Origin of the sequence: Aminobacter sp. AP02 (assembly GCF_003148805.1) — a bacterium.
Classification (GTDB): domain Bacteria; phylum Pseudomonadota; class Alphaproteobacteria; order Rhizobiales; family Rhizobiaceae; genus Aminobacter.
Genome location: NZ_QGGX01000002.1, coordinates 35,057 through 49,466, shown reverse-complemented (window position 1 = coordinate 49,466; position 14,410 = coordinate 35,057). Strand labels below are relative to the sequence as shown.

Annotated in this window: 16 protein-coding genes; 10 read left to right on the top strand and 6 right to left on the bottom strand. The window is 64.5% G+C overall.

The window, feature by feature from the left end:
- Positions 1-1,236 carry a peptidase T gene (gene pepT / locus C8K44_RS02100; RefSeq protein ID WP_109574114.1) on the bottom strand — a complete coding sequence of 412 codons (1,236 nt, stop codon included), beginning with the start codon at positions 1,234-1,236 and terminating at the stop codon, positions 1-3.
- Positions 1,237-1,424: 188 nt separating this feature from the next.
- Between pepT and C8K44_RS02095 the strand changes: the two genes are divergently transcribed.
- Both C8K44_RS02095 and C8K44_RS02090 read left to right on the top strand, forming a co-directional pair.
- The gene (locus tag C8K44_RS02095) at positions 1,425-2,099 is read left to right on the top strand and encodes a permease (RefSeq protein ID WP_109574113.1); all 675 of its coding nucleotides are present in this window, start codon (positions 1,425-1,427) and stop codon (positions 2,097-2,099) included.
- Between the two features lie 96 nt (positions 2,100-2,195).
- Positions 2,196-2,990 (top strand): DUF2189 domain-containing protein, encoded by a 795-nt coding sequence (locus C8K44_RS02090; RefSeq protein WP_109574419.1) that lies wholly within the window; start codon positions 2,196-2,198, stop codon positions 2,988-2,990.
- A gap of 45 nt (positions 2,991-3,035) precedes the next feature.
- Here the strand turns inward: C8K44_RS02090 and C8K44_RS02085 are convergent, their stop codons facing one another.
- On the bottom strand, positions 3,036-3,494 hold the full coding sequence (locus C8K44_RS02085; RefSeq protein ID WP_109574112.1) for a carboxymuconolactone decarboxylase family protein: 459 nt from the start codon (positions 3,492-3,494) through the stop codon (positions 3,036-3,038).
- Between the two features lie 147 nt (positions 3,495-3,641).
- Between C8K44_RS02085 and C8K44_RS02080 the strand changes: the two genes are divergently transcribed.
- The 7 genes from C8K44_RS02080 to C8K44_RS02050 all read left to right on the top strand — a co-directional run bounded on the left by C8K44_RS02080 (position 3,642) and on the right by C8K44_RS02050 (position 10,228).
- Positions 3,642-4,517, top strand: coding sequence for a sigma-70 family RNA polymerase sigma factor (locus tag C8K44_RS02080; protein WP_109574111.1), 876 nt, complete (start codon positions 3,642-3,644; stop codon positions 4,515-4,517).
- Positions 4,518-4,603: 86 nt separating this feature from the next.
- Positions 4,604-4,798 carry a hypothetical protein gene (locus C8K44_RS02075; RefSeq protein ID WP_146203900.1) on the top strand — a complete coding sequence of 65 codons (195 nt, stop codon included), beginning with the start codon at positions 4,604-4,606 and terminating at the stop codon, positions 4,796-4,798.
- Between the two features lie 35 nt (positions 4,799-4,833).
- Positions 4,834-6,579, top strand: a complete 1,746-nt coding sequence (locus C8K44_RS02070) for an alginate export family protein (RefSeq protein WP_146203899.1) — start codon at positions 4,834-4,836, stop codon at positions 6,577-6,579.
- A gap of 44 nt (positions 6,580-6,623) precedes the next feature.
- A complete protein-coding gene (locus tag C8K44_RS02065) occupies positions 6,624-7,634 on the top strand; it encodes an SDR family oxidoreductase (RefSeq protein WP_109574108.1) in 1,011 nt (336 codons plus the stop codon).
- Between the two features lie 167 nt (positions 7,635-7,801).
- Positions 7,802-9,241, top strand: coding sequence for an FAD-binding oxidoreductase (locus C8K44_RS02060; RefSeq protein WP_109574107.1), 1,440 nt, complete (start codon positions 7,802-7,804; stop codon positions 9,239-9,241).
- Between the two features lie 134 nt (positions 9,242-9,375).
- Positions 9,376-9,717 carry a metalloregulator ArsR/SmtB family transcription factor gene (locus C8K44_RS02055; RefSeq protein WP_109574106.1) on the top strand — a complete coding sequence of 114 codons (342 nt, stop codon included), beginning with the start codon at positions 9,376-9,378 and terminating at the stop codon, positions 9,715-9,717.
- A 22-nt stretch (positions 9,718-9,739) separates the two neighbouring features.
- The gene (locus C8K44_RS02050; RefSeq protein WP_109574105.1) at positions 9,740-10,228 is read left to right on the top strand and encodes an SRPBCC family protein; all 489 of its coding nucleotides are present in this window, start codon (positions 9,740-9,742) and stop codon (positions 10,226-10,228) included.
- A 52-nt stretch (positions 10,229-10,280) separates the two neighbouring features.
- Here the strand turns inward: C8K44_RS02050 and C8K44_RS02045 are convergent, their stop codons facing one another.
- A complete protein-coding gene (locus C8K44_RS02045; protein WP_146203898.1) occupies positions 10,281-10,607 on the bottom strand; it encodes a hypothetical protein in 327 nt (108 codons plus the stop codon).
- A 346-nt stretch (positions 10,608-10,953) separates the two neighbouring features.
- Between C8K44_RS02045 and C8K44_RS02040 the strand changes: the two genes are divergently transcribed.
- Positions 10,954-11,397, top strand: coding sequence for a glyoxalase superfamily protein (locus C8K44_RS02040; protein WP_109574103.1), 444 nt, complete (start codon positions 10,954-10,956; stop codon positions 11,395-11,397).
- A 61-nt stretch (positions 11,398-11,458) separates the two neighbouring features.
- On the opposite strand, the gene C8K44_RS02035 is transcribed toward C8K44_RS02040, so the two are convergent.
- From C8K44_RS02035 to C8K44_RS02025, 3 genes are read right to left on the bottom strand one after another with little or no spacing between them, the layout of a single operon-like run.
- Positions 11,459-12,274 (bottom strand): ABC transporter ATP-binding protein, encoded by an 816-nt coding sequence (locus tag C8K44_RS02035; RefSeq protein WP_109574102.1) that lies wholly within the window; start codon positions 12,272-12,274, stop codon positions 11,459-11,461.
- Complete coding sequence (locus C8K44_RS02030; RefSeq protein ID WP_109574101.1) at positions 12,267-13,319, bottom strand: iron ABC transporter permease; 1,053 nt, start codon at positions 13,317-13,319, stop codon at positions 12,267-12,269. The genes C8K44_RS02035 and C8K44_RS02030 overlap by 8 nt, the downstream gene beginning before the upstream one ends.
- Positions 13,316-14,338, bottom strand: a complete 1,023-nt coding sequence (locus tag C8K44_RS02025) for an iron ABC transporter permease (RefSeq protein WP_245417331.1) — start codon at positions 14,336-14,338, stop codon at positions 13,316-13,318. Before C8K44_RS02025 ends, C8K44_RS02030 begins: the two co-directional genes overlap by 4 nt.
- Positions 14,339-14,410: the final 72 nt, after the last annotated feature.

Below are 14,410 nucleotides of genomic sequence, written 5' to 3'. Positions count from 1 at the left end.
TTACGCCCTCTCCTCCCAAACCCGCGCCAATTCCACGATGGTCTTCACCGCTCTTTCCATGTCCTGGCGGCTGACCCATTCGAGGGGGGAGTGGAAGGCGTGGCCGCCGGCGAAGATGTTGGGGCAGGGCAGGCCCATGAAGGACAGGCGCGAGCCGTCGGTGCCGCCGCGGATGCTGCCGCGCACAGGCGCCATGCCGGCGCGGCGGACGGCTTCGAGCGCGTTTTCGACGATCTCGGGATGGCGGTCGAGCACCTTTTTCATGTTGCGGTACTGCTGCTTGACCTCGAAGCGGTAGGTCGAGCCGGGATAGGCCTTCATGACATCCTTGACGATGTCTTCGAGCATCTTTTCCTTGGTGGCGAGGCCTTCGTCGGTGAAGTCGCGGACAATCAGGCTGAGCGCGGCCTTTTCCATCGAGCCCGACAAAGCGGTGGGGTGGACGAAGCCTTCGCGGCCCTCGGTGGTTTCGGGCGCAAGCTCCTTCGGCAGCCGGTCGACGATGGCACCGGCGATCTTGATGGCGTTTTCCATGCGGCCCTTGGCGAAGCCGGGATGGATGGCGACGCCCGAAATGGCGATCTCGACGCCGTCGGCGGAAAAGGTCTCGTCCTCGATATGGCCGGCGGTTTCGCCATCCATGGTGTAGGCGAATTTGGCGCCGAGCTTCTTGAAGTCGACCTTGTCGACGCCGCGGCCGATCTCCTCGTCGGCGGTGAACAGGAGCTTGATGGTGCCGTGCCTGATGTCGGGATTGGCGATGAGGAACTGTGCCGCCGTCACGATCTCGGCGATGCCCGCCTTGTCGTCGGCGCCGAGCAGCGTGGTGCCGTCGGTGGTGACGATGTCGTTGCCGATCTGGTTTTTCAGCTCGGGGTGATCGGTGACGCGGATGACCTGCTGCGGGTCGCCCTTGAGCTGGATGTCGCCGCCGGCATAGTTGCGCAGGAGCTGCGGCTTGACGTTGGTGCCGGTGAAATCGGGTGCTGTGTCCATGTGCGAGCAAAAGCAGATGACCGGCACCTGCTTGTCGGTGTTGGCGGGCACCGTGGCATAGACATAGCCATGCTCGTCGAGATGGGCGTCGGTCAGGCCGATCGCCAACAGCTCGTCGACCAGCAGGCGGCCGAGGTTCTTCTGCTTTTCGGTCGAGGGCTGTGTCGGTGAGCTCGCGTCCGACTGGGTGTCGATGACGACATAGCGCAGGAAGCGGTCGAGCACGGTGTCGGTGGTCATGAGGCGAATCCTTGGGCGAGATCCAACGGGAGAGGTTTGCCCTGCTATAGCCTGACGGACAGGCGCCGTGAACGTGCTGTCACGAGATCGGCTGTGCCTGGCACAAAGGCACGATCGGCACGGCTGCTCTTTCCAGACGGCATGGGCCCCGCCATGATGCGCCGCTGGGGAACCTAAGGGGATGACGCATGGATTTCATGCGACTGCTGAAATCGCTCGAGGAGCTGCTCTACGAGATGGCTTCGTGGCTGTTGTTCTACCCCATCACCATGTGGCGGACGCTGCGCCACCCCCAGGCGATGATGCGCTATGCCGACGTGGAATTGGCGGACGATCTACACGAGCAATATGCCGACACGCTGAGCCCGCCGCTGTTCTTGCTGATCACCTTGCTGATCGCGCATGGTTTCGAACTGGCGCTGGTGCGCCAGGAAATACCTTGGGCACCGCCGTCGTTCCTGGCGAGCGATTCCAACCTGCTGCTGTTTCGCGCCGTGGCTTTCAGCATCTTCCCGCTGCTGATGGCGCTGAAGCTGTTGCGCCATCGCGGCATCCGCATCGACCGCAAGACTTTGAAGCGGCCGTTCTACAGCCAGTGCTATGTCGCCGCCCCCTTCGCGCTGGTCACCAGCATCGGCGGCGTGCTGACGCGCATCGACAGGCCCGCAACCTTGCTGTCGGGGCTCATGCTGTTCGGCCTAGCCACGCTCTGGTACGTGACGGTGGAAACGCGCTGGTTTGCCAAGCACCTGGAGCTGCCGCTGGCACGTGCGGCGCTCAAGGTGGTCGTCACCTTGTTCCAGGGGCTGATAGCGATGCTGCTGGTGGGAGCGGCCGTGGCTTTCGGGCTGGCTTCGGCCTGAATTGCGCCAGCGGCGAAAGCTCTTGATCCTGATCAATACACTTTGCACCTGGCCGTGCATGGTCTGATAAACTGCGACGACGCGAGGGAGGAAGCGATGGTCAATGTGAACAAGGCGGCAGAGCCAAGCAAGCGTCCGGGCACGCTGCCGGAGGTGCGGGCGCTCAGCGTGGCCGACATACGGGCCAGCCTCGCCGAGGGAGCGGCGGACTTTGCGCGCCGGCCGACGATCGGGCTTCTGATCGGCGCCATATTCGCCGTGATCGGCATGGCGATTACCGTCTTGCTTGCGGTGCTGCACGAACCCTGGCTGATCTATCCCTTCGCCATCGGCTTTCCGCTGGTCGGCCCCTTCGCGGCAGTCGGCCTGTACGAGGTCAGCCGCCAGCTCGAAGCCGGACACACGCCAAGCCTGCGCGAGGTGCTGGCCGTGGTGTGGGCGCAGCGGCGGCGCGAGGTGTCGTGGATGGCGTTCGTCATGCTGTTCGTGTTCTGGATATGGATGTACCAGATCCGTCTCTTGATCGCGCTGATCCTCGGACGCATGTCGTTTGCCACGCTCGACCGCTTCGTCCATGTGGTGACGACGACAAACGAAGGCTGGATGTTCCTGGGCGTCGGCCATGTCGTGGGTGCTGCACTTGCCCTGGTGCTGTTTTCCCTTACCGTGATCTCGATCCCGATGCTGCTCGACCGCGAGGTCGATTTCATCACGGCCATGATCACCTCGGTGCGCACGGTACTGGCGAGCCCGGCGGTCATGCTCGGCTGGGGGCTGGTGGTGACGCTCGCAGTGCTCGCCGCCTGCCTGCCGTTCTTCCTCGGATTGCTGGTGGTTTTGCCGATACTCGGCCACGCCACCTGGCATCTCTATCGCCGGGCGGTGGTATAGGGCGCTCTCCCTTCCGACGGGCGGGATGGAAGAGCGCATGAAAGCCTAGCTCCAGCTGGCGCCGGCGACCTGCCGGACGGCGGCGTTGAGACGGTTCCAGACATTGATCAGCGCGATGGACAGAATGAGCGCCGCGATCGCCTTTTCGTCATAGTGGCGCGTGGCTTCCTGCCAGATATCGTCAGGCACCGGGTCGGACTTGTCGGCGACGCGGGTGACGGCCTCGGTCAGCGCCAAGGCGGCACGCTCGGCGTCGCTGAACCAGGGCGTGTCGCGCCAGGCTGCGACCGCGAAGATGCGGTCGTCCTTTTCACCCAGCTTCCTGAGTTCGAGCGAATGCATGTGGACGCATACGCTGCAACCGTTGATCTGGCTGGCGCGCAGATGGACGAGTATGCGCGTCACCTCGGGCAAACCATTCTTGTTGGTCGCCTTGTTGAGCGCAAACAGCGCCTGCATGGCATCGGGAAGGACGATTGCGGGGTTGGTCATACGGGCATGCATTGGAAATCTCCTCGAAAACTCTGCGTTCATGTTCCAGCCTTGCGCCGGGGCAATCTTGACGCCACTGCCCCCAGACCGGTTTCGTGTCACATCGGCCGGGATTGGTTCGTCATGGCCATGACGGAACGCCAGCAAGGAATGTGACCGATGCGCGACGAAATTTTTCTGACCGAGCGATTTGCCGAGAAACGCGGGCATCTGAGAGCGGTGGCATACCGGATGCTGGGATCGGCCAGCGAGGCCGAGGATGCGGTGCAGGAGACCTGGCTGAGGCTGGCTCGCACCGATACGAGTGACGTTGGCAATATCGGCGGCTGGCTGACGACCGTGGTGGCGCGCGTCTGCCTCGACATGTTGCGCCGACGCAAGTCGCGGCGCGAGGACCAGTTGGACGACGATGGCCCCGAACCTGCGGCAGGCGAGGCCGCCGGCATCGACCCCGAACGCGAGCTGGCGATGGCCGACTCGGTCGGGCTGGCGCTGCTGGTCGTGCTTGAAAAGCTGGCGCCGGCCGAGCGCATCGCCTTTGTGCTGCACGACATGTTCGACCTTTCCTTCGACGATATCGCTCCCATCGTCGAGCGCACGCCGGTGGCCACGAGGCAGCTGGCGAGCCGTGCCCGTCGCCGGGTACAAGGCACCGACGAGCCGCAAGATCGGGACCGGACGCGACAGCGCCAGGTGGTCGAGGCGTTTCTCGCGGCCTCGCGCGGCGGCGATTTCGCCGGCCTGCTGAAGGTGCTCGACCCCGGCGTCGTGTTCCGCGCCGACGCGATCGCCGCTCAACTGGGCGCTATTGCCGAATTGCGGGGCGCGCAGGCGGTGGCGGGCAGCTTCAAGGGCCGCGCGCAAGCCGCGTTGCCGGCACTCGTCGACGGCGCGATCGGCCTGTTGGTCGCTCCGCAGGGCAAGCTGCGCGTGGTTTTGGTGCTCAAGATCGAAGGCGACAGGATCGTCGGCATCGATGCCATCGCGGACCCTCAACGGCTAGCACGGATGGATATCGTCTTGCTCGGTAATTAGCCGGCGCAATGCCAAGGAGGCGAAGCGACTTGACCTTTACGAATTGACATTGTCTCGCCCGTCGCCAACCCTCTGGCTCGATGCAAATGGATTCTCCACAGGCCAAGTCCGAAGGGTTCGCCATGTCGCAGACGTTGGTCGGCAATCGCCGAAATCAAACTGGCAAGCTCTCCGATCTCGTGGCGTCGGACAACCCGCTGATGGCCGCGCCAGAACAGCTCGATGCGCTCCAAATGGTTAAAACGATCAAGGAAAGCGTCAGCGTGTGCCAAACGGCCTAGGCATGCGGACAAACACCGGCGACGGAGACTGACAATTGCCAAAGCTTTGGGGATCCCTTGCAGGCATCGCCCGGGTGGGAGCGGTGGTACTCGCCGGGATTACGCTCGTGCTCGCGAATGGACCGGCGCGAGCCCAGACGGTCAATGGCGAAGAATTTCAGCGAATCGAAGCTGTGCACGTGTCCATCGCCAACCCGACGGCCGACAAGCCGCTCAACGCGCGCATCGAAGACCAGGTGCGGCGGGTAATTGGCGCCTTTCCGTCGCAGCGCTTCGACCCTGATACTTTCGACTTCACCCTAGCCCGCGCCGGACGCGACGCCCGGATCGGCGACATCGGCTACACCGTCGCGTTCGGGCCCACCGGAGGGGTGATCCTGGACGTGACAGTCACGCTGAAGGATCCGGGCGCGCTGTCGCAGGCGCGCGGCATGCTCGCCACCGGCGAGGCCAAGGACTTTCCTATCCTGTATGATTCCAACGGGACGTTCCTGAAGCTCAAGCTCGAAAGCACCGCCCTCCACTACGGCAACGCCAACGCCTGGTACGGCCGGCCCGACCTGATGCTGGCGGGCAACCCGCTGGTGGTGGGAACACCCTCGGGCAAGGGCTACGAGCACTGGGCCGAAGGCTTCGTGCAGGGGGGCATCTACGGCATCACCCCGGTGACCGAGAGCTTTTATGCCTATGGCGGCGTCAGTGCCATCGCCAGCGGCTCTGTCGGACAGGAACTCTTCACCGACGAGACCCGTGGCTTCATCGGCGTCGAGGATGCCTATGCCGGCTTTGTCACCGGCACGACGACAAGCGAAGGCAACCGACTGGCCTTCAATGCCTCGGCCGGGCGCCAGCGTTTCCTGCTCGGCGACGGCTTCCTGATCGCCAATACCTCGGCAAATGGCTACAACCGTGCCGCACTCCAGGCCAACCCGCGTTGGGCGGCGGACATGCTGGTGCTTGCCCAGCTTTCCTACAACGGCACCGAAGTCGAGGCCTTCTACCTCGATCCGGACGAATTGCCGATCGTCGACAGCCAAACGAAGATCCAGGGCATCAATTTCGAAACGTCGCCGACCCCGAGCCTCGACATAGGCCTGAGCTTCCTGCGCGTGCCGGAGTCCAACTTCGGTTACTATACGCCGACGCAGACCTTCAGCCGCGAGGGACTGCAGGTCTACGACGCGCGCTTCCGCTGGCAGCCCAACGAGGTCGGCCGGTCCGGGCCTTTCGTCGCCGGCGAGTTCGCCGTGCAGCGCAACGAGAACTTCGACATGCGTGCCTACGGCTACTACGGCGAGGCCGGCTACAATTTCGCGGAATTGCCCTGGACGCCGACCTTCAGCTACCGCTACGCCCGCTTTACCGGCGACGACCCCGCCACCAGCCGATTCGAGCGCTGGGACCCGCTGCTTTCGGGCGGCAACGGCGAACAGTGGGTGCAGGGCATCAACCAGTTCAAGATCTGGCAGGATTCGAACGTCATCGCACACCGCTTCCAGATGCGGCTGCGGCCGACGCCGATGATCGAACTGGTGCCGCAGGTCTGGCTGTTCAGGGCCGATTCGACGACCAACCTCGGCGGCAATCCGGCGCTATCCTTCCTTGGTTCCGATGACCTGGGCTACGAGATCAACCTGACCGGCAAAGTGTTCGTATCGCGGCAAGTGTATGTCCAGGGACATGTGGCGGCGACCGTGCCCGGCGATGCGGTCAAGACCGCGCTGGGTCAGGAGCAGCATCCCTGGTGGAGCACGATGCTGTTCGTTCGCGTGGCCTTCTGAAAGCTAACCTCCCCGGGATCGTCCAAGGCAGAAAGGAAGACCAGATGGAACGCAGAGACTTGCTGAAGGCCATTGCCATGGCCTCCGCGGCAACGACGGCCAGTGGCCTGAGCCTCACGACGCCGGCACAGGCCCAGACGCCGGCTCGCCGCGGCATCGGCGTGCATGACATCTCCCCCGTCAGCCCCGACTATTTCATCCCCGACCGCTTCAAGGGCAAGACGATGATCATCACCGGCTGTGCCCGTGGCATGGGCGCCGTGGCCGCCCAGCGCGCCGCCCGCGAGGGCGCCAACGTCATCGGCGTCGACTGGCTCGACAAGGAAGGCGCCGACCACATGAACGCCATCGCCAAGGCTGGCGGCAGCGTCGAGTTCGTCCATGGTGACGTCGGCGAGAACGAAACCTGCGACAAGATGGTGAAGACAGCCGTCGACCGCTTTGGCCGCCTCGACTATGCTCTCAACAATGCCGGTGTGATGGACGCCATCTTCCCCGGCGATCCTATCGACTACGACAAGCAGAAGAACCTTGTCTTTGCCCAGGTACACGAGGCTACCGACGAATACTGGGACGCCTGCATCAAGACCAACGCCACCGGCACGTTCAAGTCGATGCGCGCCGAACTCAAGCAGATGGTGGCACAGAATGACGGCGGCGCGATCGTCAATGTCGGCTCCGTGACCGGGCTCATCGGTTTTGGCGGCACCCCGGCCTATGTCGCGTCCAAGCACGCTGTGAACGGGCTGACACGCTCGGCGGCGATCGACTATGCCGCCTACGGCATCCGTATCAACTCGGTGAACATGGCAAATACCGCAACGCCGATGGTCGAGCGCGCCATGCAACTGGTCAGGATGAAGATGGCGGCGGCAGGCAACCAGCCCAGCATGAGCATGCTCAAGACCGACAGCCTGTTGCAGGCGGCGGACTCGCACAAGCGCGACTCGACGCCCGCCGAACAGGTGGCGGTGATGCTCTTCCTGCTCTCCGACGAGGCCTCCAACCTGACCGGCGGCACTTATGCCACCGATGGCGGCTACACCGCTTACTGAGCAGGCGGCGGCGTGCCGGGAAAGCCGGGGAAAAGCCCGGCATTTCTTGCCGCCCATCACATTCTGCAACAAGGCCGTAGCGGCCTTGTTGCAGCCCGATGCGAGGCGCATAAATTGCCCCGTACGGCGGATGAGGAGGCCTTTTTTCCCTGATCGGAGGAAGCGCCATGAACGACCTGAACCTGACGACACCGGACGGTGAACTGGCGACGGTGAGCACACCTGTCCTCGAGGCCCTCGCCGCAAACCTTCGCGGCCAGATGCTCCATGCCGGCGATGCGGGCTATGACGAGGCCCGCTCGGTGTGGAATGCCATGATCGACCGCCGGCCGGGCCTGATCGTACGCTGCCTGGGTGCCAGCGATGTCATCGCGGCGGTCAAGTTCGCACGCGAACACAAGCTGCTGGTCGCGGTGCGCGGCGGCGGCCACAACATTGCAGGCAGTGCCGTCTGCGACGGCGGGCTGATGATCGACCTCAGCCTGATGAAATCCGTGCGTGTCGACAAGGTGGCGCGCCGGGCCTGGGTCGAGCCGGGTGCGATCCTTGCCGACGTCGACAGGGAAACGCAGGCCTTTGGCCTGGCGGTGCCTACCGGTATCAACTCGACCACCGGCATCGCCGGCCTGACGCTCGGCGGCGGCTTTGGATGGACGGCACGCAAGCTCGGGCTGACCATCGACAATCTGCTTTCGGCCGACGTGGTGACGGCGGATGGGGAACTGGTGCGGGCAAGCACGACCGAGCATCCGGACCTGTTTTGGGCCCTGCGCGGCGGCGGCGGCAATTTCGGCGTGGTGACGGCGTTCGAGTTCAAGCTTCACAAGCTCGGCCCGCAGGTGCTGTCTGGGCTTGTGGTGCATCCCTTCGACGATGCCAAGTCGGTTCTCCAGCAATATCGAAAGGCGCTTGAAGACGCACCCGACGAGCTCACCTGCTGGACGGTGATGCGCAAGGCGCCGCCCCTGCCCTTCCTGCCGGCGCAATGGCACTGGAAGGAGGTTTTGGTTCTGGCGATGTGTTATTGCGGCGAGCTCGAAGCAGGCGAAAAGGCGACCGCCGCCTTGCGCGCCATCGGCAAGCCGATCGTCGACGTGGTCGGGCCGAACCCCTTTGCCGGATGGCAGACAGCATTCGACCCGCTGCTTCAGCCGGGCGCGCGCAACTACTGGAAGAGCCACGACTTCATCGACCTGCCGGACGCCACGATCGACATTCTCGACAATGCGATCCGCACCTTGCCTGGCCCCGAATGCGAGATCTTCATCGGCCACGTCGGTGGTGCCGCCGAGCGCGTGGCGGCGGATGCCACGGCCTTCCCACAGCGCAATTCGCACTTTGTCATGAACGTGCATGCGCGTTGGCGCGAAGCCTCGATGGACCGCGCCTGCATCGACTGGGCGCGCGGCATCTACGAAGCCACCAGACCCCAGGCGGTTGGCACCGCCTATATCAACTTCATGCCGGCAGACGAGGCCGACCGGGTCGAGGCGGCCTATGGCGGCAACTATGCCAGGCTGCTCGAGGTGAAGCGGAAATACGATCCCGACAATGTCTTCCGCATGAACCAGAATGTGCGGGCGAAAAAGGCCAGCAAGGCGGCCTGAATGCCGATGGGCGCGGGCGCACAGGGCCCATGGCCGTGCGCGGGGGCGCCCATTGTCGGCAACAACTTCGAAACGTCTTGACGGGAACCTGCATTCTTCATAGCCTTATAGTTATAGAATAAAAGGGTTATGAAATGACGCCGTCCGAACGCCTTGACGCGACCTTCACCGCTCTTGCCGATCCGACCCGGCGGGCGATCCTGGCGCGGCTGATGTCGGGCGAGGTATCGGTCATGGATCTGGCCGAACCATTCGCCATGAGCCAGCCGGCGATTTCCAAACATCTCAAGGTGCTGGAGCGCGCCGGGCTGATCTCGCGCGGCCGCGACGCGCAGCGGAGGCCGTGCCGCATCGAAGGCGAAGCACTCGCCGAAGCGACCGGCTGGCTCGATGAGTACCGAAAGGTCTGGGAAGGCAACTACAAGCGCCTCGACGCGCTTCTTGCCGATTTGCAGGCCAACCAGGGCAAGGCCTGAGATGACAACAAGGGAGAGGACGATGAGCCACCGGCTGGAAGTGACGACCCCGAGCGACCGCGAGATCGCCATGACGCGCGTCTTCGACGCGCCACGCGATCTCGTCTTCGACTGCTGGACGATCCCGGCACTTTTGAAACGCTGGATGACCGGACCCGACGGCTGGTCCTTCGCCGTCTGCGAGGTCGACCTCAAGGTCGGTGGCAAATACCGCTTCGTGTGGCAAAACGTCGATGGCCGCGACATGGGCATGACGGGCACCTATTGGGAAATCCTCCGCCCCGAAAAGATCGTCAGCGTCGAGCTGTTCGACATGGACTGGACCGATGGCGAGGCGCGCTCGACGCTGGTGCTGACGGAAAAGGACGGCCGCACGATCTCGGTCAACACCATGCTCTACAGCTCTCGCGAAGCCAGGGACGGCGCGATCGCCATCGGCATGGCCAAAGGTGTCGAGGCCGGTTACGACAGGCTGGACGGCGTGCTGGCGGAGAAGCTGGCAGCGACATAATCCTGCGTGCCCGCAAGACAAGCTTCGACATGCTGAGCGTGAGGGCAAGCGCCTATCGGCAGACGGTCCGGAAAATGTTGCCGAAAGGCTGGATCTGGCAGCTCGGCTTCATGACTGGCACCTCGGGCCGCATCGGCACGACGGCCTGACGGTCCTGCTCGCGATACTGCTGCTGTTGGAACTGGTAGTTCAAACGATCCTGACGGCTCTGCAATATCTGCAACTCGTTGAGCCTTCCCTCGCGGGCAAGCAGATTGGGAAGCGGCTGCACCGTCAGCACATTGGGGGCTGTCTGAACTGTCAGATCAAGCGCAAAGGTAGCCTGTGCGCCGGCAAGCATCAAGCCTGCCGCCACCAAACCTGCCTTCAGTTTCGCCATCGAACGTATCAACAGCCTCAACCTCTCCGCGCGGACCATCGCACCCCTTCAAAATAGTGCGTGCGCCCGGCGATGCAATGGCCTCACGGCGTGCGCGTCTTTTCGGCAAGGAAATCGATGAAGGCGATCGGCCTGAAATTCAGCCTTTGGCGCCCCTCATTGACGGGGCGCCTGCTTGATCCTATCTGAGGGCGATCAAGGGCGGGAAGCCCCTGCCGTCCGCAGCCGCAAGGCCTGGTGAAGCTTCCCTCGAAAGTTTCGTTTCCCTGTCGATGCGACGGCCGAAGCGGCAATGCGGGCTCCCGACTTTCACCACGCCGTTCGCCCATCGCGAAGGAGCGAAACCATGACCACAGGTCAGACCGACTACAAGACCAATGCCCGCAGGCTGCGCGGCGCGCTCGCCACTGAGGGCATCTCGATCAGCCACGCCAAGGCGCTGGAACTCGTCGCCCGCCAGGAAGGCGCGCGTGACTGGAACACGCTTGCCGCGCGTCCCAGCGAAACCAAAACCGAGAGCGCTATTTCCGGCGTACCGTTCGCCGTCGGCGAAACGGTGTCGGGGACGTTTAACGGCAATCCGGCCAAAGGCCGCGTCATCGGTCTCGAAGAGACGATCAAGCCGGATCTCTGGCGCGTCACCATCGCCTTCAACCCGCCGGTGGACGTATCGACCTCGAAGCTGTTTTCGTCGGAACGCCGGCGCATCCAGATGGTGGTCGGCGCCGACGGCCGCTCGCGCCGCCTCACCGGCACCGAAACCGGCGTGATGGCGCTCGAACGCGCCTGAGGCTGCGCCAAGCCTGAAAAAAGGCCGTGGAACGTCGAGGCGATCCACGGCCTTTTTTGCTTCAGGCAGTCTGTTCCGGGCGGAAGCGCGGCGTCGAATTGCGGATCGGGATGCACAGCGGGCGCTGGTGCACAGGGTCGACGATGACCCGGCAGCTGATGCCGAACACGTCTTCGATCAGCGCCTCGCTCATCAGCGTGTCGGGCTCGCCCTCGGCGACCAGCCCGCCGCCTTTCATGAACACCAGCCGGTCGGCGTAGCGCGCGGCAAGGTTGAGGTCGTGCAGGACCAGCACGACGGTGCGGCCGTGCTCGCGGTTGAGCCGGGTGACGAGGTCGAGGCAATCGATCTGATGCGCCATATCGAGGTGGTTGACCGGCTCGTCGAGGCAGATGACGTCGGTCTCCTGCGCCAGGACCATGGCGATCCAGACGCGCTGCAGCTGCCCGCCCGACAGCGAGCCGAGGCGGCGGTCGGCGAGATGCGAGACACCGGTGCCGAACATCGCCGCCTGGATGGCCTCGCCATCGGCGGCACTCCAGGGCTGCAGCATGGTCTGGTGCGGGTAGCGCCCGAGCCGGACCAGTTCCTCGACGCTCATGTCGTCGGGCGCCGAAGGGTTTTGCGCAAGCAGGCCGATGTGGCGGGCGAGTTCCTTTTCCTTGAGCCCCGATATCGGCACGTCGCCAAGATGGATGTCGCCGGATTTCGGCTGATGCAGGCGGCGGATGGCGCGCAGCAAGGTGGACTTGCCGCAGCCATTGGGCCCGGCAAGCACGGTGATCTTGCCCTTGGGAATGCCAAGATCGACGCTGTCGAGCGCGGTGGTGGCGCCATAAGCGACAGTCAGGGCGCGAACGCTGATGGCTTTATCCATTGGTGCTTCCCCTGCGCAGCACGAGGTAGAGGAAATAGGGCGTGCCGATCACCGCCGTGACCGTGCCGGCAGGCACTTCGGTCGGCGCAAACAGCACGCGTACGATCAGATCGGCGCCGATCAGCATGATCGCACCCAGAAGAAAGCTGGCGACGATGCCGGGCAGGACCGGCCGCCCGACGATCAGCCGCGCCAGATGCGGCGCCATCAGGCCGATGAAGCCGACGCCGCCGGCGAAGGCGACCGCGAGTGCCGTCAGCGCCGATGCGAGCGCGAAGACCAGGATGCGGAACACCGGCAGGTTGAGCCCGATGCCACGCGCCGAGACCTCGTCGAGGTCGGCGGGCGGCAGGCGACGCGCGACCGCAAAGACACCGACCATGGCGATGGCGAGCCCGATGGCAACGACCTGGACCTCGCCCCAGTTGATCTCGTTGACCGCACCCGCAAGCCAGCGGCTGGCCTGGGTCGTGCGATAGATCGGCCCGACGATCATCAGGATCAGCGTTGCCGCCTTGCACACCGCGCCCACCGCGATGCCAAACAACAACAGCCGCACTGCAGACGACGCCTGCTGGCCCGACAGCAGGAACACCGCCGAGATGGCAACGCAGGCGCCGATCATCGCCGCGACAGGTTGCCAGACGATCGAGGTGACAAGCGAATTGCTCTCGTCCGACAGCAGCGCGAGGAAGATCACAACGCCTAGGCCGGCGCCGCCGATGACGCCGAGCACGCCCGGCGAGGCCAGCTCGTTGCGTGTCACCTTCTGCAAGAGGTAGCCGGCGACGGCCATGGCGCCGCCGGCAAGGGCGGCGATGACGACGCGCGGCGCGCGCAACTGCAGCACCACGACCCGTTCGCCGCGCGCGCCGCCGCCAGACAGGATCTCGACGACGCGGCGCGGGTCGATCCAGGTCGAGCCGAAGCCGATGCCGCCAATGGCAACCACAAGGGCAACGGCGGCAATGACGCCCACGGCGATCCAGGCGCGGCGATTGAGCCTAAGCAACGCCGGCGACAAGCGAGGCGAGAGCACACTCATGCGGCGCGCCTCCTGAGCAGGACAAGCAGCAGGCAACCGCCGACGATGGCGGTGATCGCCCCCACCGGCGCCTCACGCGGATAAATGACGAAGCGCGCGACGATGTCGGCAAGCGTGGTATAGAGCGCCCCGACGAGGGCAGCGGCGACGATCTGCAGCCGATGGTCGAGCCCGACCAGCGCGCGCGCCGCATGCGGCACCACCAGCCCGACGAACAAAACCGGCCCGGCCATGGCGACTGCCGCGCCGGACAGCAGCGCCACCGACACGAAGCTGAGACCACGCACCACGCCCAACGGCACGCCAAGACCACGCGCCGTCGAGTCGTCGGTCTGCAGGATATCGAGCGAGCGCGCCAGGGAAAATGCCAGCACGCCGCCCACCAGTACGAACGGCAGGCCGTTGAGCGCCAGCTCGATCTTGCGGTCGGCAAACGAACCGGCAAGCCAGAACAGCAGCTGGTCGAGCATGGTTTCGTTGACGGTCAACACGACGTTGACGAAGCTGTCGAACAGCCCGGCGAAGGTGACGCCGACCAAAACGATGCGCAGCGGCGAGATGCCGCCGGCGGCGGCCGCGAGGCCAAAGACGATGAAGCTGGTGCCAAGTGCCCCGGCAGCGGCGGCGACGGACAGGCCGGGCAGTGAAGCGACACCGAAAATGCCACTTGCCATGACCACCGCGAAGGCGGCACCGGCATTCAGGCCAAGCGTGTCGGGCGAGGCGATGCGATTGCGCGCCAGCGTCTGGACCAGCACGCCGGCGATGCCGAGCGCAGCACCGACCATCGGCGCCATCAAGGCGCGCGGCAGGCGCAAATCGCGAATGACGACGTCGGTTTCACTGCCGTCGAACGCGGTCAGCGCGCCCCAGATTTCGGTCGGTGCGTAGAGGCGGTATCCGAGCGCGAGACTGAGATACATCAGCACCAGAAGCGACGCGCCGAGCAGCAAGAACAGCGCGCGTTGGCCGATGCGCCAAGGCGCTCGGTTGCTCGTGGTCGACGAAGCGAGGGGCACGCGCGGGCCTTAATATGATCTTGACAGTCAGGGTTTGTTCTGACCCTTTGCCAAACCTTCTCGACCCCGTCA